Annotated in this window: 11 protein-coding genes and 2 pseudogenes; 4 read left to right on the top strand and 9 right to left on the bottom strand. The window is 65.4% G+C overall.

The window, feature by feature from the left end:
- Positions 1-49 precede the first annotated feature (49 nt).
- From OG897_RS17355 to OG897_RS17345, 3 genes and pseudogenes are all read right to left on the bottom strand, one after another.
- The gene (locus tag OG897_RS17355; protein ID WP_266657803.1) at positions 50-3,901 is read right to left on the bottom strand and encodes an AAA domain-containing protein; all 3,852 of its coding nucleotides are present in this window, start codon (positions 3,899-3,901) and stop codon (positions 50-52) included.
- Positions 3,902-3,931: 30 nt separating this feature from the next.
- On the bottom strand, positions 3,932-4,369 hold the full coding sequence (locus OG897_RS17350) for a hypothetical protein (protein WP_266657801.1): 438 nt from the start codon (positions 4,367-4,369) through the stop codon (positions 3,932-3,934).
- Between the two features lie 205 nt (positions 4,370-4,574).
- A pseudogene (locus OG897_RS17345) lies at positions 4,575-4,859 on the bottom strand (IS3 family transposase); the annotation flags it as partial.
- 462 nt (positions 4,860-5,321) lie between these two features.
- Here OG897_RS17345 and OG897_RS17340 point away from each other — a divergent pair.
- Positions 5,322-8,669 (top strand): hypothetical protein, encoded by a 3,348-nt coding sequence (locus OG897_RS17340; RefSeq protein WP_266657799.1) that lies wholly within the window; start codon positions 5,322-5,324, stop codon positions 8,667-8,669.
- A 164-nt stretch (positions 8,670-8,833) separates the two neighbouring features.
- Here the strand turns inward: OG897_RS17340 and OG897_RS17335 are convergent, their stop codons facing one another.
- From OG897_RS17335 to OG897_RS17320, 3 genes are all read right to left on the bottom strand, one after another.
- Entirely contained in the window at positions 8,834-10,759 is a 1,926-nt protein-coding gene (locus OG897_RS17335) for a tetratricopeptide repeat protein (protein WP_266657797.1), read from the bottom strand.
- 879 nt (positions 10,760-11,638) lie between these two features.
- Positions 11,639-13,117 carry a UvrD-helicase domain-containing protein gene (locus tag OG897_RS17325; RefSeq protein WP_266657795.1) on the bottom strand — a complete coding sequence of 493 codons (1,479 nt, stop codon included), beginning with the start codon at positions 13,115-13,117 and terminating at the stop codon, positions 11,639-11,641.
- Complete coding sequence (locus OG897_RS17320; protein WP_266657794.1) at positions 13,110-15,269, bottom strand: ATP-dependent endonuclease; 2,160 nt, start codon at positions 15,267-15,269, stop codon at positions 13,110-13,112. Before OG897_RS17320 ends, OG897_RS17325 begins: the two co-directional genes overlap by 8 nt.
- Before the next feature lie 1,035 nt (positions 15,270-16,304).
- On the opposite strand from OG897_RS17320, the gene OG897_RS17315 reads away from it, so the two are divergent.
- Positions 16,305-17,516 (top strand): tyrosine-type recombinase/integrase, encoded by a 1,212-nt coding sequence (locus tag OG897_RS17315; RefSeq protein ID WP_266657793.1) that lies wholly within the window; start codon positions 16,305-16,307, stop codon positions 17,514-17,516.
- 472 nt (positions 17,517-17,988) lie between these two features.
- Here the strand turns inward: OG897_RS17315 and OG897_RS17310 are convergent, their stop codons facing one another.
- Positions 17,989-18,954 carry a restriction endonuclease gene (locus OG897_RS17310; RefSeq protein WP_266657792.1) on the bottom strand — a complete coding sequence of 322 codons (966 nt, stop codon included), beginning with the start codon at positions 18,952-18,954 and terminating at the stop codon, positions 17,989-17,991.
- A gap of 440 nt (positions 18,955-19,394) precedes the next feature.
- On the opposite strand from OG897_RS17310, the gene OG897_RS17305 reads away from it, so the two are divergent.
- Both OG897_RS17305 and OG897_RS17300 read left to right on the top strand, forming a co-directional pair.
- Positions 19,395-20,647, top strand: a protein-coding gene (locus tag OG897_RS17305; protein WP_266657791.1) for an IS3 family transposase whose coding sequence is annotated in 2 segments (ribosomal slippage) — positions 19,395-19,677 and positions 19,677-20,647 — 1,254 coding nt in all. Because the reading frame shifts where the segments join, the coding sequence is not laid out codon by codon here.
- Between the two features lie 52 nt (positions 20,648-20,699).
- Positions 20,700-21,631: pseudogene (locus tag OG897_RS17300) on the top strand (IS5 family transposase).
- 131 nt (positions 21,632-21,762) lie between these two features.
- Here the strand turns inward: OG897_RS17300 and OG897_RS17295 are convergent.
- Positions 21,763-22,125 (bottom strand): hypothetical protein, encoded by a 363-nt coding sequence (locus OG897_RS17295; RefSeq protein WP_266657790.1) that lies wholly within the window; start codon positions 22,123-22,125, stop codon positions 21,763-21,765.
- A gap of 292 nt (positions 22,126-22,417) precedes the next feature.
- Positions 22,418-23,686, bottom strand: a complete 1,269-nt coding sequence (locus OG897_RS17290; protein ID WP_266657789.1) for a hypothetical protein — start codon at positions 23,684-23,686, stop codon at positions 22,418-22,420.
- Between the last annotated feature and the right edge of the window lie 496 nt (positions 23,687-24,182).

The following is a 24,182-nucleotide window of genomic DNA, read 5'->3' as shown; positions in this document are numbered from 1 at the left end:
CCTCCCCAAGTCGGATGTACCAGTCAGCTGTGTACGGCCGGCCGGTCACTCAGTCGAACAGTGGCGCCAGTACGTTCGGACCCGCGAGAATGCGCCAGGCGGGGATACGGAGAACTCGCTCGATGCTCTCGGCCTTTGGGCCCGGGCCGCCGGGTGGCAGCCCGATGAGTAGGCGGCCTCGCTCGTGCATCAGGCGCAGGTGCCGTGCTGGGTCACGGCCGGGTAGCGGTCCGGCGTCCACCAGTACTGCGGTGTTGCCCTGGGGTGCGGTGAACATCAGGTCGACCCGCTGCCCGCCGACCACGACATCGCGTTCCAGCCCTAGGACGCCTCGCGCGGTGAGGAGCTGCTGCACGGTGTCGATGAGGTCCCTGAGGCTAGGGTCCTGCCACGGGCCGGGCTGGGGTACCGGAACCTCGTGTGTGTCGGCATCCTGTGCTCGACTCCACAGGACCGAGCGGGTCGACAGCAAGTGCGGGAGACCGGTCTGTTGCTGCCAGTAGTCATGGTCGCCTGCAGTGATCAACTGGGATTTGGCGCGGGTGATTGCAACGTTCCATAGGTTGACCTGGCTCGCCACCCAATGAGCCGTCCTGGGAGGTGTGTTGGCAGTCGCCACCGGGCTGAGAACCATGACGTCGCGTTGGCCGCCCTGGAAGGCGTGTACCGTGCCCACGCGCACCCGGTCGCTGGCGATCATGCGCTCCACCGCGTCCTTCTGTGCGCGGAAAGGAGTGACCACGCCTACTGTTGCGGTTCTCGGCAGGTGCTGCAGCAGTTCCTGCACGATGCCGGCAACGGCGGCAGCCTCGGACGGGTTGTGCCACGACTTTCCGCCAGGGCCCTGCGCCGACTCGCTGAAAGGGACGTTGGCCCATGCCAGTACGGGAGCGGTGTCTCCGGTAGCCATGAGGTCGACGGCGGGGACCTGCCCACGTATGTCCGTCATGATCTCCAGTGCACCGGAGTAGCAGTGGCCGTTGACCACGTCGGCGATTTCCGGATGGCAGCGGTAGTGCTCGTCGAGGAGGAGGGCGGCTTCGCCGTTTTGCACTGCGGCGTGGTAAGAGGAGTGGACGTGGTAGGCGAGTCGGCGATCCTCCAGCCAGGCCGAGCTCAGTCCCACCCTCACACGAGCCTGGCGCTCCTGCTCCGGTGAGATGCCAGGGATATGACTCAGTTGCATCGGATCACCGATGATCAAAGCTCGCCGGGCTCGAAAGAGTAGCGGCAGCACCGAGGCGATGGAGCACTGACTGGCCTCGTCGATGACGACCAGGTCGAAGAGCTGCGCGTCGGGTCTCAGTTGGCGCACCGCGTGTGTGGTGATGGCCCACCCTTTCAGGTGGCGCAGCAGATTCAGCTGGCTGCGCTGGGCCCCCTTGTGCTGCCGTAGCGTTTGAAGTCGCTGGTCGAGCAGGGAGCGCCCGCGGCTGAGGGCTTCCGCCGACAACGCCGCGCACAGCTCTGTCGACAGTGTGGCGCGGGTCGTGGAGCATTCGGTTCGCGCCTGACGTATGGCTTCTTCGTCGTAGGCGATTTGAGCAGGTGTGAGTGTACGTACCTGCCGCTCCCGGTCCGTCGCGTCTGCCAGGTTGTTGACGAGGTCTGAGACGACGGGCCGTTCACTGATCCATGTCGGCAGCTGCGCGGCGACTTCTGGACTTGCCCCCGAGACGAATGCCTTCAGTGCTCGATGACGCCGCCAACGACCCCACCAGCCCGTTGCTGCTGCCGCTGTACGAGCCCGAGCTTCCCAGCGGGCGAGCGCCGATTGGTCGTCGGATGCCCACATCTGCGACAGGAGAGCCAACGGAAGTCCGACCTTTTCAGCGAGTACCGCACGCTGCTCCAGCACACTGGCCAACCGCACTTCACTCTCGATTTGCCTGCCTGCCTGGTCACGTAGAACGGCGGCCCGAGCGCGCAGGTTGCGAAGTTCACCCGCCACAGTGGCGGAACCGCGACTGGTCGGGGGAGGCGGATCTGAGAGCAGCCGCTCCAGCTTCTCGGCTTCCTTCACCAAGGCATCGACGTTGCCGGTACGCATCAGCAGCCCGGGAGCGATGTCGTCACACCGCTGGGCAACGACATCGACCGCCTCGTTGTTGGTCGACGCCACGAGCACCGACTCGCCTGCCGCGACGCACGTGGCCACTACAGCTGTGACGACCTCGCTCTTTCCCGTGCCGGGCGGGCCAGTTGCCACGGTCAGAGGTTGCGTCATCGCCGAGACGACCACCTGTTCCTGGCTCTCGTTGGCTGGCCCGGCGGAGATCACAAGAACCGGGTCGGTTTCTGGGCGAGGGGCGGGCCCGTTCAGCAGAGCATCCAGAGCAGTACCGGGGATCTCGTCCGTACGCGTGGACATTGCCAGGAGATTCTCTACCAGGCCATCGGTGGCGAACCGCTCCACGCTCGACGGAGCCAAGATCACCGCGGCATTGTGGGCTCCGGGGCGAAGGGCCTCGTTCACGGAGTCAGCGCGGAGAGCCGAGGGGTCGAGTGGTTCGAGTTCCCTCAATCCAAGCGCGTCGAGCAACTCCCTTACGGCGTGGAGCATCTGCGCGTCATTGCCGTGCTGCCACGTTGGCTGCCAACGGGCGAGTAACTGGGCGGCCTCGTCCTCGGAGAGAAGCTCAGTCACCAATTTGGTGTGCAGGGACGGCACCCCGCTCGGGCGGAGTACAGGCCGTCCACTCTCATCTGGAGCGAGCTCCATCTGTTGGATGAGCAGTGGTGCGATGCCCACATCCGTGCGCCTGGCATCCTTGCCGCGGGTGGGGAGGGTGACAGCCGGATATCCGTACCAGTACTCGTGTTGCTCTGCGGCTCGCTCCGAGCTGCCCGTGGAGGCTCGGTCGACCCGCGGGTGCGCACCGGGCAGCTTCTCCGGGGCGGGCAGCGACGCGCCCAGACCTGACTGGATGGACTCGGGCCCCTTGTCCACCAGGAAGTACTTCGAGTTACGCCCGTTCCGGCGATCGGGCAGCATGCTCGCTGCGGCCTGCGCGCTCAGGCAAAGTGCGTAATAGCGCAGCAGCTTCTGCCAGTCGTTAGTGTTCTCGGTGTCGGCTGTGGCCCGTTCCTGAGCCTTCAGAAATGCGGCTGTCGGCGGCGCCGGCCCCTCGGGCGGAGCGGGGAGACTGACCGGGCGGGCGACGGACCTGGCGAAGTACAGCGTGTGGGTAGCGCGGATCGTGGATTTAGTGGGGCATTGTTCTTTCGGTAGACCTTTGCGTACCATCCGCCCTGTCAGATACTCGAAGAGATCATCCGGCGATATCCATCCGTTGTTCTTGATCCACCCGTTGCGCAGGCCCTCGACGATTTCGCCGGTGAATCGCGAAGTGCCGAGCGTCGATCCTTCGGGAGCCATGGCGGAGGCGGGCTGCAGAGCGTCGGAGGCAGTGATGAAGTAGACGCCGGTGGGTCGCAGTAGTGTGCTGCGTTCCTCTTCGCCTGAATCTGAATCGTCTCTGCCCTTGGCACGCCAGCCCTGGACGACCGAGCCGCTTGCACAGCAGTCGAGCAGCACTATCTTGGACGCAGCCCGGCAGGACTGGAGAGTTCGCTCGAGGAACTCCGCCGACACCGCGGTGCGCGGCAGGTCGGTACGGTCGCTGTCACGGGTGAGGAAGTACAGCTGGTTGTCCGCCTCGCAGAACTCCCCATGCCCGCTGAAGTACAGCAGCGCGGTCTCGCTCTGCTGGCGCTCCTCCAAGAATGACTCGATGGCATGCAGCATCTCGGCACGCGTCGGCTCGGCCACCACATCGCAGTCGTTGTACTGGCCGATCTCTGTGCTCTGCAGGACGGCCTGCATGTAGTGGAGATCGGCACGCACCGCCGGAAGGTCGTGATAGTCGTCGCTGTCGTAGTTCGAGACGCCGATCAGCATGGCGTATCGATCATTGTTGCGCACCCTCGGTCAGCCCGTCGTGGAGGCGTCGTCCGGACTATGTGTGCCGTCGCCCTGGTTCTCATCCGCCGGTAGCGTTCCGCCAGTCAGAAACCGTTCGAGGCGATCCTCGTCTGCGCGGGCCTCGCGGCCAGTGATCTGCAGGGTTGTTCCATCGGGTCGCGTCGCGATGATAGTGCGCTGGGGCACTTTGGCCAGCCAAACCTGTACACAGGCCGCCGCGAACGAGCCAGTGCTCAAAGCGAGACCCACGACTCCCACGATGTCGCCACCCTTGTCGGTGCCCACAGAAGGGGCGGCAGAGGGCAGACGGAGCGAGGCCGCCGGATCAGCCTCAGATACTTCAGCCAGCAGTTCACGGGCGTCTCTGCGTGCCCTCAGTGGATCGTCGTCGATCACAGAGATCAACAGCTCTGGCCCACCTTGGCTGTCGTCCTCGTTGCTCACATGACCCCCTGTACCGGCGTTGACTTAGTTGCCTGGGGAACGTACCCGAGCGACTACGTAGCGCAACGCGCACTTTCTGGAATCAGCCGGTAAATGACGCGAAAGCTACTGGGTGCGGCTCTTCGGAAGCCACCGGTGGCGGCGCCAGCGTAGCGACAGAACAATGGTGTATTGGGTCTGGTGCGGGGTTGGGTGACAGGTGTGGTCACGCGGCTTGGTAGGCCGGTGTGGTCATGGCGGTCTCAAATTCGACGAAGGTCAGTCTGCCGGGCGCGGCTTGTCTACGGCGCCGGTGGTAGGTCCGCTCGATCCAGGTCACGAGCGCAGCCCGCAATTCCTGGCGGGCGGCCCAGGAGCGACGATTGAGGACGTTCTTCTGCAACGACTGCATGGCCGCGTTGCCACCGGCCGCCCCGACTCTGCCTATTGAGCCAGTCATCCAGTGGCGATCAAGCGCGCGGACGAACTTCCGGGACCGGATCTGCGATCCCATCCTCTTCCACCGTGGCTCTCCCCACCAGGTTTCCCTGCGGGGACGTGGACCTGGCCGTATGGTGTGGTTCGGCACGCGGTGGAGTCCCTACCGGGCTAGGTATGGACTTGTCGTTCGACAGTGGCGTGAGGAGTGGAAGGGGGCATGCTGGGGGACTGGCGCGGCGTCCTAGATGCGCCTGTGACGACGTTGCGGCCTTCGTCGGCGTGCCGTTGCTATTGAGTCGGGATCGGGCCCACCGCGGCCACAAGCGGCGGGGACGACAACACGGGTGCCCTCGTCTGCTGGTGTGGTCTCGTCAGCGGAGACCGCAGCGCGGCCGGACGACAGCAGCGCGAACGCCAGCTACCGGAGGCAGGGGTGGCAGGGGAACCGATGTTCTTTCGCAGTCGCGTTGCAGTGCGCAAGTCGGGCGGATCCTCCGCCGCGGGAACTGCGGCGTTCGCCAACAGTGGCGTGATGATCGACAGCCCTGTGTTTGCGGGACGCCCCGCCGTTTCCGGCTACCTTCTGCAGGTGGAACAGGCTTTCGCGGCCGCCAATTTGCAGGGGCGTGAGAGTGAACTCGCCCAGCTATCCGCCTTTTGCGCACACGATGCCCCTGGGGACCGTCCCAGTGCCAGATATTGGCGCTGGGTGGCCCCGGCATGGGATGGGAAGTCTGCTCTCCTGGCGCACTTTGTCCTGCATCCTCCACCCGGCGTCGATGTCGTATCGTTCTTCGTCACCTCCCGGATGGTTGCGCAGAACGACGCCACGGCGTTCTGCGAGGTCGTCCAGCGGCAGGTCTACGCCTTGCTTGGCGAGGAGGAGCCGCTCAGTACCCCGGCCACGCGCTACGAGCAGATGCTGCATGCGCTACACCGCGCCGCACAGGAGTCCGCGACGCAAGGCCGGCGGCTCGTGCTCGTAGTCGACGGGCTGGACGAGGACCGAGGCGTGACCGCTGGCGCCGACGGCCACAGCATCGCGGCGCTACTGCCCCGCGTTCCCCCTCACGGCATGCGGATCGTCGTCGCGGGCCGTTCGCATCCGCCGGTACCTGGGGACGTGTCTGCAGACCACCCCCTGCGAACCACGGAGATCGACCATCCTCTGGAGCCGTCCCCGTATGCCCGCGTGGCGCGGTCGGAAGCGGAGCTGGACCTGCTGCGACTGCGCGACGGCGGCCGACTGGGCTGGGACCTTGCTGCTCTCACTGTCGCAGCCGGAGGCGGGCTGAGCGCACCCAACTTCGCGGAGCTGACCGGGAACCCGGTGCGCCTGGTCGAGCGCGAGCTGGCCGCTGTGAACGGCCGCAGTTTTCGCCGACTCCCCGGGCACTGGACGTCCGCCAGCCCACCCGTCTTCCTTTTCGCGCACGAGGAGATTCGGCGCGGTGCTGAGGGACTGATAGCGAACCAGGAACTGGCAGCCCACCGCAGCCGTCTGCACCGGTGGGCGGACTCCTACCGGCGCGCCGGGTGGCCGGAGGAGGCCCCTGAGTACCTTCTGCGCGGCTACACCCAGGTGCTGCGCGAGCAGGGGGACACTTCCAGGCTGGTGGCGCTGGCCTGCGACACACGGAGGCAGGAGCGGCTGTGGCGGGCCTCCGGGTCGGACCTTGAGGCGCTCAATGCAGTGTCGGCCGCGTTCGACCTGGTGCTGGTGGACGGGCGGCGCCGCGGTGATCAGGATGTGTCGGTGGCTCTGCGGCTTGCAGCCGCGCGGGACGGGCTGCACGAGCGGACAGCGTCCCTATCCCCTGAGCTCATCGCCCTGTGGGCCCGGTGCGGGCATCCAGCGCGCGCCATACAGCTGGCCGCGTCGCAGCGCGACGCGTGGAGTCGCGTCGATGCCCTGAGCGCCATCGCAGGCGCATTGGTTACCGTTGGTCGCTCGGATCAGGCAGACGCTCTGCTCGCCGGAGCGGATAGCACTAAGGACCGGGACCGCTTTTTGGCGGCGATCGCCCAGGGCCTGGCGGACTCCGGCCGACCTGTCGAGGCGCTACGGCGTGCCCGCCACACCAGCAACCCGGAGCACAGGGCGGAAGCTTTCGTCGCCGCCGTTGCTGCCCTGGCCAGGGCAGCAAGGAACACCACGGTGGTTCAGGAAGAGGCTGGGGCTCGGCGCGACGACGTGACCTCTTCGACGCTGGAAGCCATCGACGCGGTCATGGCGGTGCCCAACACCGTCTCCCAGAGCACCTTGGCTGCCGAGCTGGCCGCCGCGCTCTCTCGGCTTGGTGAACACCACCGGGCCCTGGCGCTGGTGGAGCGTGTTGTGTCCCGTTCGGCAACCTCCGGTGACGCGGTCCGGCGTGCGCAGTACCTCGCCCTGTTCGCCCGGGGGCTGTCCACGGCACCGAGGCTCGCCGCACAGGCGGCTGAATTCGCCGTCACGTCGGCCCGGCTGGCGGCGGACATCGACGACCCCGATGACGCGGACTGGGTCTACCCTGTCGTCGCTGCGGGTCTGGCGGCGACTGGACACCACCAGCAAGCGATCGACATGGTGAACCGCTTCATGCACGATCCCGAGGAGGGCCTGGCCGAGATCGGCGTAACCGCTGCGGAGGCTGGTGACCTCGGCCCAGCCCTGAAGGTGGCCGAGCGGATCACGGAACCCATCTACCGGGCGCGCATCTTCAACGCCGTCGGCAGGATGACAGCGGGGTCTCATGCTCCGGGGCGGACGCTGTGCCTGGCCCGGCAAGCCTGTGACGCCATCGAGGAGGTGCCCTACCTCCACTGGCGGGTGACGCTGTCCGCCCAGACTGCCGACTTCCTGCTGCGGGCGGGTCAGGAGGAACGTGCCCAGGCTGTGGTCAGGCGCGCAACAAGCGAGGCGCGGAAGTGGCGAACGCCCAAGGTGCACACTCTGATTAAGCTGGCCGTTGCGGCTGAGGGGGTCGGGCAGCGAAGCGACGCGGCTCGCCTCATCCACAGCGCCGGACAGGCCGCCGAAGCATCCACCGGCTTCGCTCGCGTCTGCAGCCTCGCGCGGCTAGCCGAGGGCCTGCACCACACGGGTCGCCATGCGGAGGGGGACGAACTCCTGCGCCGCATAAACTTCGAGAGCCGGAGCCTGGACGATCCTGGAGAGCGTGCCGAGGGCCTGCGACGAGTGGCCGAGGCATTCGGTCACATAAGGAAACCGGACCGAGCGGCCAAGCTCGCTCAGGAGATCCTGGACCTGGCAGCCACCGCCAACAGCCCTGCCCGCCGACGCTGGGACACGCTCGCAGCCGCTGGCGGGTTCCTCGCGGCCGGCGATACCGAGGCGGTGCTCAGGCTGGAGGACGACCTGCCATATGACACGGTCGACGACATGCTCACCGCAGTCGTCAAGAGGTTCGTGGACGTCGGTGACCTGGTCGCAGCGGAGCTGATCATCGACAGGCAGGAAGACGACCCTGCCTTCGGTCACCTTGCGCTGGGCGTAGCAGCCACGGGCGACGTTGCCCGCGCTACGGCGCTCTTGGGGGAGATCAGTCACCCCCGTCGGCGCGAGGCGGCCACGCCGGGCGTTGCCAAGGCTCTCTGCCGGGTGGGTGCCCGCGTGGCGGCTCGTGCCCTTGCCGAAACCCTCACCCTGGCCGAGTACCGCGTCAAGGCGCTGGCAGCGATCGCCCACTCGCACGGCCCGTGTCCACAGGGGCGGCTCGTGCTCGTCGAGGCGCTGTCCTGGGGCCCGTGGGAAGAGGTGCCTGAGGAGATCGCCGGTGTGGTGCCTGAACACCTTGCAGTCCTGGCGGGCCTCATAGCGGTTGAAGTCCGGACTGAAGCTCCCCCCGTTCAGGTCACGAAGGCCGACGAGCGTTAGGGGCGTCTGCCCTGGTCGGCCATGAACGGTGATTCGGTGCACCCGGGTGCAGACAATCGCGCACGGTGTGGATGTATGCAGCAACAGACATCACGGCTGCTCCCCGGAGACGAAGATCGGGACTGGGCAGCCGACTCCCGACAGGTTGAACACTGCAGTGAAGATCAGGACCGCCCTGAACGGCGGAAGGCGCGAGCGGTTCTCCACCAGCGCCTTTTACGTTGGTCTTGCCAGCTACGCATTCGGCTGTCGACCGAGATTGTGTATGGGTGATCGGGACCGAATGTCGCACCACAGCCGACGAGACACCGCTCCAGTAGACCGACGGCGGCTGTCTTATTGCCATGAGACCAGTAGAAGAGGGCCAGGTCGACCTGGCTTGTGAGAGTTGCCGGGTGCGCCCAGCCCAAGATCCGTTGACGAACAGTAACGCTGTCCTCTAGTAATGCGGCAGCACTGACGTCCTTCCGACCAGCCTCAGCGGACTGTGGCTGCTCAAGAGCCAGACGGTCCTCCTGGTAGGGGAAGTCCTCCTGCAGTACAGCGAAGGCTTCTTTGTCTCTTTGGCCGCGGAAGTACATGAAGGCGAGATCACGCCGTGCCACGAGCGTAAGGGCATGAGCTCGGCCCAGCTGCCGTTCACTGGTGCCGAGCAGCCGCTGCCAGTAGGAGACCGCCGTGTCCAGAGGCATATTGCGCCCGGCCCAGCGCAGGACGTAGTGGCCGTCTACTTGCCACATCAGATCCCCTGCGCATCTATCGAGGCTGTCGATGTTCGTGAGCAACGCGGTGGTCGTCTCGTGGTCGTGCCGAGAGACTCTGTCGCACAGATTCGCCAGCGTGGCGGAGGCGGCCTTAACGACTTCCGGCACCGTCGTATCCGGCGTGCACTCACGTACGGCGCGTGCAGTCAGCCCGTGCATCCGCACTGCCCGGGAACCGGCTCGCGCGTGATCGGTGAGTAGTCCGTAGCGGTGCAGCAGCCGCAGTGCTCCCTGCGCCTCGGTTGGGGAGACCGCGCTGAGGGTGCGGCCTGAGGGAGTGGCGCGCTCGGTATCGAGGTAGTGGAGGGCAGCGTCGTCGGCCCAGAGGCAACGGGGGTGTCCAGCTGGGTCCAAAACCGAGGCCAGACGCATGACAGGGATGGCCAGCCCGACGGGGTCACTGGCCTGCGCGACATCCAAAGAGAGCAGGAGTGCCGCAGCTACCCGCCGCCCGTACCCCTCTGTGTCCGCCTCGCGCGGCAATAGATCGTCCAGGCGAGCGGCGCTGTCTTTGAAGCGAAGCAGATACTTCCTGCACGGAACGTCCTCGTTGACCATGTAGGCGGCAGCATGCGACAGCGCCAGCGGCAGGAACCCCAGGGCCCTGGTCAGGACGGCAGCCTGGGGATCCACAAGGTGATCCGCGTGCGCCGACTTGAGTCGCTCTTGCAAATACATCCCGGCTTCCTCGGCGCTGTACGTGCCGAGCTCCACCACAGCCCGGCCCCCGCCTGACAGCGCTGCGTCTCGGCGGCGCGTCGTTGCCACAACGCGGCCGCGGCAGTAAGCGGAGGGCGGCGGCCACCACCGCTGCATCGACTCTGGCTCGGTGAGGTCGTCGAGAACGACTAACCATGAGCGCCGGGTGGTCGCCAGCCACTGGAGGAAGAGGGCGGCGTCTGATTCGACGCTCTTGCCGAGAAGATGATCGGAAGCCGCCTCCACGGCATGCGCGGCGTAGGCATAGCGAGCGACGACCTGCTCGATGTCACTGGCGTCGACCCACACAACCAGGTCGATACCGTCCCTCACCGCCTCATGAGCGTAGGCAGCGGCGAGTTGAGTCTTGCCCATTCCCCCGCCACCGGACAACACCTGTGCCGGCACCGCCTTCGTGCGACTGGCCCGGGCACAGTCGATCCGATCTCGCACAACAGGCCGGACCTGGAATGCGGATGCCAGCGCAGGCACCGAACCCAATCGGATGGGCCAGTCCAGAGGTCGGCTTGGCGGCGGAGTGGACAACAGCATCTGGCTGACATGACCGCTGATGGCAACCGCATAAGCGCCCGAGGCGGCTGCGTCGCCCGACCGTTCCACCTGCACGGCCCCGCCACCTGGTGGAGCCTGCTGTCTCGAACTCCAATAACTGCTCAGCGTATCGCCACCGCCCACGGCAGTGGCATCCTCGCTCTCGCCAGCAGACAGCACTGCTTCGTCCGTACGCCTCCGAACATTTGGCAAGCGCCCTACCCACCGCCTCATTGGCCTCCCCTGCCGCCATGCAAGCCCTAGCCGGTGTAGTCGATGCCAGTCCCGGCGCTGCTTCCCTGCCCACGCGCGAAGGCGTCCCCGCTTTGCTGGACACGAGCCGCTGCGCTGTCGCCGACATCACGGCGACGAATGCCTGTGTGGGCCCTCCCGCCTCCGATCGCCTCAGCCTGCCCCGTCCGTATGGCACTGTCTGGCGCCTCGGCGGCCCGTTGAATCCAAGCCCATAACAAAGTGCCTACACCCGTGGCGGCCTGCACCGAGGCCCCCACCAACTGCCCGGTATTCGGTCCGTCGAGGAGCCAAAGGATCGGCGTCGAAACGATTACCAAAACGGCCGCAACCGTCACTGCAGCTCTCCGCCCACCCCACATGCTCTGCCCTTCCTCTCACCGCATGGTCCCTGCCCAGCACCGGCACCCGGCAACCGGCACGCACGAAACAAGGACGGCCTAGGTGGTCGTGGCAGTTCCCGTGCTCGTCAAACAGGATGCTCCCCGGAAACGGTGAGCTCTGAGGCGGGAGTCCGGGCACCTACTACGACGCGCAGGATTGTGTGAACCAGTAACGCCCTGGGCTGTGTTGATACGGGGACGCGGAAGGGTTGTCGAGGTTGTCGTCGAGGGTGTGGAGCCCGGTGGCGTCGCCGGCGGCCAGGCCGTGGCCTGCTGCCATCTGCGAGGTTCAGACTGGGGCATACGTGACATGCCACGTTCAAGTTACGGCAAGGGTGTTGAGGCGGGCGCGCGTGAGCGCCACGTACAGGGCGCGATGGTCCTCCCGTGCAGGGTCGAGGCCGTGAGCCAGGGCGGAGGCGTCTGTCGGGCTCAAAATGACGGCTACCGTGTTCCACTCACGCCCTTTTGACTGGTGGCAGGTAAGGCCAGGTATCAGCTGGTCATTTGCGAGCCGAAGTGTTAGAAGATCCAGCGCGCGGAGTGGCTTGCGCGCGAGCTGTCTTGCAGCGACCACCGAAAAGCTCTCCGCGAGACTGCGTGTCAGTCTCTGCCACACTAAGGACGGTTGTACGCCTTCCTTGAGTTCAGCCACCGCGGACTGCAGGCAGGGGCGGAGCGTCGCTAGCTCTTCCCTTTCCAGCCCGAGAGTGACCAGAGCATCGTGTAGAAATACTGCTTGCATGCCCAGCGCATTCTGGGTGATCTCGTTGAGGAGCAGGGTGCAGATTGCCTCTTGAGCCTGACCGGCACCGGGCTTGATGGCGAGGGGCAGGACGAGTGGATCGCACGCCCACAGTGCCTTCCACTTGGAGGCGAGGACCACATCGGCATCGCGGGTAGAACCGGACTGCACCGTGACGGGCACGCGTCGTCGCAGGTGCCGTGTAAACCATGCCTGTCTGTCGGTTCCCCACCGAAAGGAGTCGTTCAAGTAGTGCGTGGAGAAGCCGTTCTCGCCTATATACGCCGCCATGGCAGCGGGACGAGCACCTCTGAACTGGTAGAGGGCCTGCCACGGGTCACCGACCAAGGTGAGAGAGCTGGACGCGGAAGCAGCGAGCGAGAAGATGTCCCGGTCCAGATCGTTGGCGTCGAACACCTCATCGACGGTCAACGAGCGCACTGAATTCGCGAAGTACGAAATCAGCGTTCGGCGTGCGGGACCAGCTGTGAGGGCTCCTTGAAGAACCTCCCGTACGTTGTCATGGGTGCATGCGCCAGCAGACACCGCTTTCTTAAATTGCATGGCTGAAGGGTGGCTCGCGGTTTGAGACTCGTTGACGGTTCTTATGATGACGTGGCTACCATCGACCTGTAGAACGGGCTTTATGCGTCCGGGTTTTGTCGGGAGGGCCGTACGCCATGAGTCCAACACGTCAAGTTCCGTGTGCCCTCCCGGCCAGTGCAGCACGCCTTCATTGAGCAAGTGAAGGAGTAGGTCGCACAGAAGGGTATCCAGGGTCACGATGCGGTGCGGCCAGCGCAGTGATGCCGAACCCCATTGCCGGGTGACCCGTGTTCGTAATTCCTCGGTGGCTGACCTGGTGAAGCTGACCGCTACGACAGCGCGTGTGTCGGTAGGGGCGGCAAAGCGGTGCAGGCCGAATCGCAGGGCCGACACAGTGGTCTTTCCGGAGCCGGGTGCCGCCTCGACGTAGACGCGTCTGTGTGGGCTACCAATTGCGTTGAGCTGTTGTTGTGTCAGTGCATGAAGTCCCCTGCTGAGTCTATGCATCGTCCTGCCTCTGTGGCCAGAGCCCGGGTATCTCCACGCGTGCGGGCCAGCCTCCTGGCTGGTGGGCTGCCGTGTAGTTCTGCCGGATCGGACGTGTGCGCAGAAGGTCGCCCCAGTTCGGGGTTTCCGCCGCCTCGTCTGCTGCGGCCTCGAACTCGAATTCGTGCTCTGTATCGGTGGGCTCGTCTTCTGGCCAGTACGCCGGGTCGTCGAGTTCGTTATCCCAGTAGATATCGACTGGCAATCGGTCCCAGATGCCGTCAGGGGCGAGCCACCCGGGTGGTTCCATGGCGGCTTCGTCGGATGTCAGATCGCTGGTGGTGTCTGGGGCGGCGGCCGGATAGAGGAAGTCGAAGAGGTCCTCGAGGTGATCGGGTATCGACACGAGAGAAATGCCGTCGGCAGCCTCGCGGTCAGTGTCGTTGGCTTCGCGGAGCACTGCGGCGAGAGCGAGGGCGAACTCGGCCTTACGCCGCGCACCCCGGCCCTCCTTGACTGCTTCCTCGCCATCCTTCCCGGCCCTCCGGCTGGCGAAGTAGGACCGGACGCTGTCGACGGTGACTTCGGCCAATGGATGGTTTGGGTCGACCGCTTTTTGGGCTTTCGCGACAAGGCCCTCGTTGCCCGGAGTGATAGCCGGCTCGAGGGTGGGATGGCTGATGAAAACCTGGACTACGGACGTGTCGTGCTCTGCGGCCCACTTAGGCATGTCGCGCGCGCTGTCGAAGGGAAGGTCACTGTCGCTATCACGGAGGATGGCCAGCTTCGTGCACAGTTCCGCGCCCGGTGTCGCCAGGAGATGGGCGGCCCACTGGCCGACTTTGGTGCCCATCGGGACGATGCTCAGCGCATCTATGAAGGCTTGCTTCGTTTCGTCGTCAGCTGCCCAGGCCCGGCCGAACTCACGCACCACCGCGCCCTCAGTAACCCCTTCGACCAGGAGCAGGCGTTCGGCGAAAAGAGCCGACGAACGACTCGCGTCCATGTGCAGTCTGGCCATGCGGAGCGTGGCATCGCGATGCTGGAGCGGGACGACGTCCTTGACGCAGCGGCTCACACTTCCATGGTCGGTGCGACGCACGAGGACGAGCTCCGTGGGGTCGCAGGCTGTGATGATGTCAGTCGCGTGACTGGTGAGGATCACCTGTAGCTCGGGGCGCGCTTTGACGGTTCTGCGCAGGTAACGGACCAATGAGTGCTGCAGCTGAGGGTGGAGATGGGCTTCAGGCTCCTCGATGACGACCGTTGCGTGAAAAGGAGTCGTGGAGAAGAAGGAATCTTCCTCGGAGGCCGCCTCGGCTTGTGCTTGAGCCAAGTTCTCGAATGCTTGCCGCGCCTGCTCTTCCTCGGACGGGAGTTCGTGCTCGCCGCTTGCCGGTGGGTTCGTCGAGGAGAGGGGAACCTCGGTGGAATCAGGTATCGCAGCCAACGTCACAGCAATATGGAGCAGGTTGACGTACCCAAGGCCGGAGACTTCCAGCGGACGGGCTGCGGAGCGGCCTTCGATCACTGCGAGCATGATTTCCAGGACGCGGGCGAGGTAGGTGTCGTCGATGACCTGGCCGCGCACGTAGGGCCATTGTGGGCTCACGCCGGCGGACAGTCTGCCCAGTTGGTCGCTGATGCGTGCCTCAACGGCGTCGATCAGGCTGTCCTTGGCTAGATCCTCCAATAGCCGAGAGGCACGGGCCCGTAGCGCTACCAGGTTGCGGCTGCCGTGGAGTTCCTGCTGCCTGGCGCGTAGCAGCTCCACCAAGATGCGCGCCTCGCGCCGCGCGAGTTCGTCCAGTGGATGACGCCAGGCGGGAAGATAGATCAGCTTGAACTGGTCGATCTTCCGGGCGAGGCCGTGGCTGCTTGTCAGGCGCGAGGTGACTGTTCCCAGCTGTCGGTGAAGGGAGACACTCCAGGATTCAGCTTCTCCACCGAGCCGACGGTGGCCTGTGGTGTGCATCTCGCGGCCGAGGCGCCCTTCAGCCTGGAGGTCGTCGGCCAGGCTGTACGCGATGTCGATGCTGCGCTCGACGCTGGCATCAGGTGATGCCAGCGCGGCTGAAGTCGGCCTTGGGAGCATCGGAAACCGGTTCCCTGGGTGCGCGAGGTAGATCGCGTCTGTGAGTGTGGTCTTACCCGCACCGTTCGGTCCGATCATCACACTGAATCTGCCAGGTAGGTCGCAGCTCATTGGCGTCTCTGCGCTCGCGCGTAGACCGCTCACCTTGACACGACTCAGATACATGGCAGGCCCCCCATCGACTCCGTCACTCTGTCAACATCATCGCTCAACGGTTCGACGCGTTGCTTAGGTTCCCCTTCGGAGCGTTGCACCGCCCAGGGCGAAGCTCCGAACCTGCCCGTGACGCGTTGGTTCCGAATCGCGGGCTGAGTGTTTCGGCTAGCCGCTGGTGATGCGCCAGCTTTCGCTTGATCCGATGCTGAGAGTTGCCGATCTGATTCGGTGTGCGGTCGAGGCAGATGGTGACTCCCGCTGGCTTGTTTCGGCGGGGGTTCTGCATGAGGGCCGATGATGCGGCGCCGGTCGGCCGCGGCCTGGGAGCAGATCCTTTCAGAAGGTCGGGTCACGCCCAATTATTCGAGCAACTGTATGAGGTGCCTCGAAGTTTCCGGACAGGGACGGGTCTGCAGCACGATCGGGTGGCGTCTGAACTGGCGTGCCTTGTAGGGACACACGTCGGAGGCTCAAGCTGATGGGGCAGGAGAACGAGGTCCTACGCCGGGCCGCGGCATGTCTCTTCTTTCGCAGACGAATCTGCCGGGGAAAGGATCTACCCGCGCGTGAGAGAGCTGGCTGGCGACGGGGTTCCCGTCACGGTGACGTCCGGGGTACTGACGCGCGCCAGGCAGCCCTGCTACCGCTGGCTCGACGGACCGCTGACTGGCCGATGCCGAGTTCGAGCAGGCTGATTGCGCGAATAACAGGGTTCGATGCCCACCGAGAGATACCTAGCAGACGATCGCCGGTTAGCCAAACCGGGGATCGTCCCGATTATTGACGGTGTTCGTACTCGGCTGCGCTTGGCAGTGGAGCCGTGGCGGACGAAGCAGACAGCGCCGCAAACCCCGGACGCGGAGGGCGCCGTCGTCTGCTGCCCTGACGACCGCGGTGCCCTTCGCTGAAAGACAGCGTCGGGACCGCCGATGTGGAGTCTCGGCGCCCTCAAGGAGAGTGAGCATCCTGTCTGAACCGATCAAGAAGCTGCCGCCGAACGCGAAGGGCCAGGTCCGGTACCGGTTTGTGGTCGATGTCGGTACCGACCCGGCCACCGGGAAGCGCAAGCAGCTGACCCGCACCTTCGGAACGCTCAAGGAGGCGAAGGCCGAGTACGCACGGATCACGGTCCGCCGCTATGAAGGCGCGCTCGTGTTGCGCAGCAAGATGACCGTGGGCGAGTGGCTCGATGAGTGGCTCGCCATGAAGGCGGAGGATCTGGAGGAGACCACGATCTCCACCTACAGGGTGACCTTGGACCGTGTCCGGGGCAGGCTGGGGTACATCCGGCTCCAGAAGCTCACCGAGGACGATGTCGAGGCGTGGATGCTGTGGGCGCTTCGGGAGGGACGGGTACGCGCCACGAAGGCCGGCCCCGGATTGGGGGTCACCTCGGTGGAGATGTCCCTCACGCGGCTGAAGGAGGCCCTCAACCGGGCAGTGTCTCGGCGTCTGGTCGCGGTGAATGTGGCCCAGGAGGTCAGGATCCCTCGGAAGGTGCGCAAGGCGGAGCGGCGGGCCAAGGCGGAAGCGGTGCCCTGGAGTGTCGCGGAGGTTCATGCCTTCGTACGCGCGGTGAGGGGCCACCGGCTGTACGCCCCGTTTCTTCTGTCGTTGATGGGTCTGCGTCCCGCGGAGGTGTGCGGCATGCGGTGGGTCGATTTAGACCTGGACTCAGCCGTTCTGACCGTGGCCAACACCCGCACGTTGATGGGGAACAAGACCGTGGTCGAGAAGGACACGAAGTCGCTCGCCGGCGAGCGGGCTCTTCCGCTGCCCGCCCTGGTCGGAGAAGCCCTCAGGCACTTCAAGGTCACCCAAGTAGCTGAGAAGCTGGTTGCGGGGCGAGCGTACGAGGGGAGCGGGTACGTGCTGGTGGACGAGCTCGGGGCTCCGCTCGACGTGGGGCAGTTGCGCGAGCAGGCGTACAAGGTCATGGTCGACAACGCGCTGCGACGGGTCCGTTTGTACGATGCCCGCGCGAGTTGCTTCACCTACCTGGCGAACAATGGGGTCCCTGACCATCTCCTCGCCCGATGGGCGGGGCACACCGACGTCAGGACCACGCAGCGTTGGTACGTGAAGCCGGACGTGGAGGATCTTCGTTCGGCGGCGGATACCTGGAATGGTCTGATCGGTCTGCCGACCCCTGTCGTGAGAGAAATGTGAGACGTGGGAGCGTGGTCGGGTGAGTGAGACGACTGCGAAGACCCTGCAATACCGCTTTGACGGGCCAGAAGACGCTCCAGTCCTGATTCTGGGCCCTTCCCTCTCGACAACATGGCACAGGTCGGCATAGCCGTCCAGAGGCGTCCATCGAGTCCGGTGCGGGCACGTATGTCCGGTTTTTGGGCTGTGAGGCGGACAGCGTCCGTGGGGTTCGTGATTTCCGGGTGACAGCTGGGGGACCGCACCGAAGCACCGTCGGGTTCTCCCGACGGTGCTTCGGTGCGCTGCTGGGCATAGAGGTGAGCTTCTCGCTGCGGCTGCGTCGCCCTTTGCTGGGCTGTTGTTCCTGGGCACCTCGTGCGGCGGTCTACTCGGTTCCGCACGGTCGATGCGCAAGACACATGGGCCTTGATCCTGGTGAGTTCGTTCTGCTGCACCACCAGTGGTGTACAGCCTTGATGCCGTTCGAGCGTCAGAAGTCGGCACCCAATATGGCGAGGGGGCGACGATCGATCTGGGCGATGCGGACCTTCTCACGCAGCCAGTTGGCGACATCGCCTTCCTGCTCAAGCAGGACGACGAGTTCCCGCAGTTCACCGAGAACGATCACTCGCTGGCTCAGAGCTCTCTCGCTTTCCTTAATCGCTGGTGCGGTGAACCCGGATGCGGAGATGAACAGTGCACGGACTTCCGAACGTCCATAGACTCGAACCAGGTGGCGACTCATCGCGTTGATTTCAACCGGCTCGCCCCACCACTTGATTTCCACGAGGTACTGGGCCCCGTCCATTTCCAGCGCCCCGTCGATCTGCTCGGTCACCTGGCCGTCCTCGTTGCGCAGTGCAAAGGACTCCCTGACCAGGATCCCTTCGGCTTTGAACACGTCGTTGAGTACGTCTTCGACGGCGATGCCCCGCTTCCTGGGGTCCGCTTCGTTGAAAAGGGCGGCGAGTCGGTCTCGAAGCGCCACGAATTTCGCGTGCCGCCGAGCCAGACGTGTCGCCTCGGCAGAGCGCGCCGCGAGTCGCGCTGCTCGTTCATCGTCATGCGCCTGATTCATCCTGGTGAACGCATCCTTGACGTTAACCAGGCTTCGCACGTTCGCTTGCAGCCCCTGTGCTGGTAGCCGATCGTCCGGCCACAGCGTGGAGAAGTCCTCGAACTCAATCGCCCGCTTGAGTAGCTCTCGTCGAACTCCCAGGCCGGTGTCGCCCTGCTCGTTGATTTGGCTGAGCACGGTACGAACGATCTTGTATTTGCTGATTGCGGTCTTGTCCGCAGCAAGCTGTTGCCGGTGCGCTGCGAGCAATGCCTCGCCGACGCCGGCTCCCCGGAGGAACCCCAGTACCCCCTCCTTGCTTCGGCTCAGCCGTGGCACCAGCTCGATCAGCAGCTCCAACAGCTCGGGTGGCCAGTGGTAGGCGTCATCGTGGACCATTCGGCATCCGCACCTTCCACGTCGAAGCCATCGCGCAGGCCCCTTCGCCTGCGCCGGTCCGACGAACAGCACATCCTGGCAACTTGATTGTGCAGTGCACTCCTCAACTCCGCTGTCGAATGGTGCGATAGGCGCGACTGGATCGTCCGTAGATGGACTTCCCGCCGGAAGGCCCCCACAGCCGCCTGCGGACTGGGACATGCGAAACCGCATTTCGACGGCCGTCATCGTCGAAACGGCTGTCTCCTCCTGCAAGCCCTGCAGGAGAAACAAGTTGGCGATAGTGGACGTGGGCCTCTTGCGCATGAAAAGCCCGGCGGGGCCTGGTGTATGCCCGGTCAGGGGTGCGTGGACGCCTAGGGCCTGTCCGGCCGATCTGTGACTGCTTGGTGAACCGTTCCGGGTTCGATAGAGACTTGATTCCGTGTAAGGATTGAGTCATGGCACGCCCTTCCTCCTATCCCCCTGAGCTGCGGAAACGAGCGGTCCGTATGGTCGCCGAGATCCGCGGTGACTATCCGAACGAGTCGGCCGCTTTGAGGGCCGTCGCCCAGAAACTCGGGATCGGTTCGGCCGAGACCCTGCGGAACTGGGTGAAGCGGGACGAGGTCGACTCCGGTCAGCGGCCGGGGACGACCACGGAGGAGTCCGCGCAGATCAAGGCGATGAAGAAGGAGATCGCCGAACTGAAGCGGGCGAACGACATCCTGAAGGCCGCGGCGAGTTTCTTCGCGGCCGAGCTCGACCGGCCACACACGCGCTCGTAGCGTTCATCGACGAGCACCGGGCCCGCTTCGGCGGTGTCGAGCCGATCTGCCGCGTGCTCACCGAGCACGACTGCAAGATCGCCCCGTCCACCTATTACGCCCACCACAAACGACTCCGGGCCCCGTCGGCCCGCACCGTCCGCGACGCCGAACTGAAGCCGCTCATCCGGCAGATCTTCGTGTCCAACTACCGTGTCTACGGCGCCAGGAAGGTCTGGCGTGAGCTGCACCGACAAGGTCACATCGTGGCCCGGTGCACCGTCGAACGCCTCATGCGCGAGCTGGGCGTCGCCGGTGCTGTCCGGGGAAAGAAGATCATCACCACCATCCCGGACAGTTCCGTGGAACGGGCACCGGACCTGCTGGACCGCAACTTCGTCGCGCCGGCCCCCAACCGCTGCTGGGTCGCTGACTTCACCCACGTCAAGACCTGGTCCGGCGTCGTCTACGTCGCGTTCGTCGTCGACACCTTCTCCCGCCGGATCGTCGGCTGGTCAGCCGCCACGTCGAAGGAGACCAGGCTCGTCCTGGACGCCCTGGACATGGCCCTGTGGCAACGTGACCGCGATAAACAGCCTTACCAGCGGGGCGAGTTGATACATCATTCCGATGCCGGGTCGCAATACACGAGTTTTCGGCTCGCCGAGCACCTGGACGCCGCCGGCATCGCGGCCTCCATCGGTTCGGTCGGCGACGCCTACGACAACGCCCTCATGGAGTCCACGATCGGCCTGTTCAAGACCGAGCTGATCAAGCCCGGCCGACCTTGGCGAACCCTTTCGCATGTCGAACTCGCCACCGCCGAATGGATCGACTGGTACTGCCACCGCCGACTCCACGGTGAAATAGGGCACATCCCACCCGTCGAATACGAGACCAACTACTACCGCAAAACCCCGAAATCCCAGGTCACAACCACAATCTAGAGTCTCTACCGAACCCGGAACGGTTCATGGTGTCCGGGTCGTTGCTGTGGTCATGGGCCGGGGTGATCTGAGTGATGCAGAGTGGGAACGGCTGAGGCCGTTTCTGCCGGTCAGTAATGGGCGTTGTGGCAGGTGGCGGGATCACCGGCAGGTGATCGATGGGATCCTGCACCGGGTGCGGACCGGAGTGCACTGGCGTGATCTGCCCGAGCGGTTCGGGCCGTGGAAGACGGTCTATGAACGGCACCGGCTGTGGTCAGCAGATGGAACCTGGGAGCGTCTGCTCCAGCAGGTCCAGGCTGCGGCCGATGCCGCGGGTGAGATCGACTGGGACATCTCGGTGGACTCCACCATTGTGCGGGCGCATCAGCATGCGGCGGGTGCCCGCGTTGACCCGCCGCCGGCGCCTGCTTCAAAGGGGGACCCTTCAGAAGAACACCAGCACGAGACACGGTGGGAGAGCCTCGTCGTCCGCCTGGTGGAGGTGGCGCTGGGGGTGAGGGCCTGGGCCGCTCGCGCGGTGGGTTCACCACAAAGCTCCACCTGAGTGCGGACGGCCGCTGCCGCCCACTCTCCCTTGTCGTCACGCCGGGGCAGCGGGCGGACTGCACCCAGTTCACGACTGTCCTGGAGAAGATCCGCGTCCCGAAACCCGGGCCGGGCAGGCCCCGCAAGAAGCCCGCCAGCCTCACGGCCGACAAGGCTTACAGCAACGGCCCCTGCCGCCAGTACCTGCGACGACGCGGCATCCGGCACACCATCCCGGAGAAAACCGACAGCCGAGCCGCCCGCCTGCGCAAAGGCTCACGCGGCGGGCGGCCACCCAGCTTCGACAAAGAGCGGTACAAGAAGCGCAACACCATCGAGCGGGCCATCAATCGGATGAAGCAGCACCGGGCAGTGGCCACCCGCTATGACAAACGCCGCTATGTCTACCTCGGCACCGCCACCGCCGCAGCCCTCATCATCTGGCTCCGCAACTAAGTGACCCGCCGCGCACACCCTGCGGGGGTGGACCGGCGTACAGTGCGTCGGCCGGATTGGTGGCAGCCGATCAATCCGAACGGCCTGCTGGACCTCACGTCCGACCCGGCGGGCCGTTACGACGGGTCGGATCAGCCGGAGGAGAGGAGGAACCTGACCGAGCGGAAGTGGAACTTGGCGTCCCGCGTGTCGCCCGGGTGGAGCAGGACCTCCTGACCGTCTTCCCCCGGGTCCTCGCACTTGTCATCAAGGAACATCGCCGCGTCCGCATTGCTGCGGTTCTCGGGCGCGTAGGCGTCGACAGGCTGTCCGTCTGTTCCCTTGACGGTGTAGCACTCATTGAGGTTCGGGAATTGGATCGCCCACTGGGTGGGGTTTTGCGCGTCGCCGTAGGTGTAGTCGAGGGATCCGGTAGCCGCCGATGCGGAGTTGGGGAGGGCGACGATGAGTACGGCCGCGCCGATGGCGGCGGTCAGGGCATTGCGAAGACGCATGGGTCAGATCCTTGTGGATATCGGGGCCCCGGGATCCTGCCCTTGCCCAGATGCGCAACGACATCGGGGGCCCGGACAAGGATTTCTGACCGCCCCGCCGGCGGTCACGCGCACAGAAGACTGACCACTCGATGGGCTGATGGAGAACCGTTCATGCTTAGCCCATCCGGGCAGAGGTCCATCGCCTCCACCCCATGATCCGCCCCAAGAAGCAAGGGCGTCGGCTCATCTCCACTGCACCGAATCCCTCGGCTGGTGGGGCTCACAGGATGCGTGATCGGCCGGACAGGTCCTAATGGGCGAGCCGGGAGCGGCAGCGTGGGCAGGCGTGTGCGCTATCGGGGCCGTATCGGTGGATGGGGGTGGCACAGCCCGCGCAGGGGCCGATGTGCCATTCGGCGCAGCCGTGGATCACTGCGGCTTCCCTGCGCTGCTGTGGCGTGATGTTCAGGCGTCGCTCTGTGCGTGGCGGCACGCGCAGGAGCCGTCGGGGGATGTGATCGAAGGTGTGGAGTCCGGCTGCGTCGCCGGTTGCGCGGCGCGGGTGCCGGTCATTGAAGGTGAGCGTTTCCTCGCCGTACCGGCAGGTGTGGTCGAGGGGTTCCAAGGTGAAGGTCAGCCCGCGGTCCGGTGCCTTCTCCGGGTCTTCGTCGGAGGTGCCGACGAGTGCGCGCCATTCCTCGCGGTCTTCGGCCGGTACCCACATGCGCGAGATGGTGTGCGGATTGTTCTGTGCCGGGATGCGCATGGGTACGTAGCCGCCGTCGGCGCTTGCGGCCACGAGTTCGTCGATCTCGGTGTGCCGCTTCTGCGGGATGCATAGGGCGGGCAGTTCCCAGAGTGCGTGGGCGCGCCCGCAGGCATGCCGGTCATTGCCCGTGGTGGGGCAGCGGCGTTCGCTGAAGCGGCTGCATTTCCAGCGTTGGAGGTGGCGGACGCCGGCGCGGACGAGGAGGGAGTTCCGGGAGGCGATCGCCTGCCAGGGCACGTCACCGACCATGGCCCAGGGGGCCCGGTCGATGAGGGCGGTCCGGTCGCTGTTGGTGACCCAGAGCGGGATGATGCCGTGGTCGGCGGCGGCTTGGGAGCGGCGGCGGACGGTGCTGGCGGTGATGGGGGTGTACTGGGCTTCCCAGCCGATCCTGCCTGCTGCCCCGGTGACCAGGACGTCGGTGCGTATCTTGCCGTCGGGGCTGCGTGCTTCCGTCTGGGCCGTGAGTCCGTGGCGGTGTGCGGCGCGGGCGATGCGTTCCTTCATCGCTTTGTGCTTGTCGCTCTCCTCGGCGGTGGCTTTGGTGCGCACCGGTAGGTGTGCGGCGACGAGGGTGGTCTGTCCGTTGACGGTTTTGCGGCGGATGGTCATCCAGGGGGAGCGGTCGTGGTCCTCGGCCTGGCACCGGCCGGTCTCGTGGTGTTGGAGGCACTGGAGGAGTTCGCGGTCGCGCTGGTCTATCGGCTGGGTGATCTCGTCGAGCAGGCCGGGGCGGTCGGGATGCCCCAGGTCCGGATGCGTGAGTTCGATCTTGATGCTGTACCCCGTGTGGAACACACCATTGGCCATGCCGAAAAACGGTAGACCGTGCCACTGACAATCCACACCCCCGCGTCTCGTGACCGGGCGTCTTGGCCGCCCCGGCAGCATGCTCTTCCGCGTTTGGAGGCAAGTTGCCGACCGACGGCGCAAATTAAGCGCGCGGGCGTGCTTGCGGATGACCGTGTGCTCCCAGGGGGAGTGCAGTTGCTGACGCGCTTCATGGAGCTGCTGCTGGCGGATGGCTCGGCGCGTAGTGGCGGACGGTCTCGGGGAAGGATGACGGAGGCCACCGCCATAGCGCCGGGAGTTGACTCCTGACATTTCTGACCGGAGCGTCTTGACCATTTTGTGTCTCTCGCGGGGCAGGGCGGTGGGCATAGTGGCTGGTTCGGGCGAGTGTGTCTAGACGACTGCCTTGCGTGGCTCACCTGCAATGTGTCACTTGTGACCGCTCGTCCGAACTGGCAGCAACGCCGGCATGACGACCGTCGACAGGGGGTGGACAAACGATTGATGCATCAGA

Origin of the sequence: Streptomyces sp. NBC_00237 (genome assembly GCF_026342435.1) — a bacterium.
GTDB lineage: Bacteria > Actinomycetota > Actinomycetes > Streptomycetales > Streptomycetaceae > Streptomyces.
This window is presented reverse-complemented; position numbering and strand designations above follow the sequence as displayed.

Bases quoted from the DNA above. Each gene is read 5' to 3' on its own strand.
- OG897_RS17290 (WP_266657789.1), bottom strand. From the start codon at position 23,686: ATGGCCAATGGTGTGTTCCACACGGGGTACAGCATCAAGATCGAACTC.
- OG897_RS17340 (WP_266657799.1), top strand. From the start codon at position 5,322: ATGATCGACAGCCCTGTGTTTGCGGGACGCCCCGCCGTTTCCGGCTAC.
- OG897_RS17295 (WP_266657790.1), bottom strand. From the start codon at position 22,125: ATGCGTCTTCGCAATGCCCTGACCGCCGCCATCGGCGCGGCCGTACTC.
- OG897_RS17310 (WP_266657792.1), bottom strand. From the start codon at position 18,954: ATGGTCCACGATGACGCCTACCACTGGCCACCCGAGCTGTTGGAGCTG.
- OG897_RS17320 (WP_266657794.1), bottom strand. From the start codon at position 15,269: ATGATCGGACCGAACGGTGCGGGTAAGACCACACTCACAGACGCGATC.
- OG897_RS17325 (WP_266657795.1), bottom strand. From the start codon at position 13,117: ATGCATAGACTCAGCAGGGGACTTCATGCACTGACACAACAACAGCTC.
- OG897_RS17355 (WP_266657803.1), bottom strand. From the start codon at position 3,901: ATGCTGATCGGCGTCTCGAACTACGACAGCGACGACTATCACGACCTT.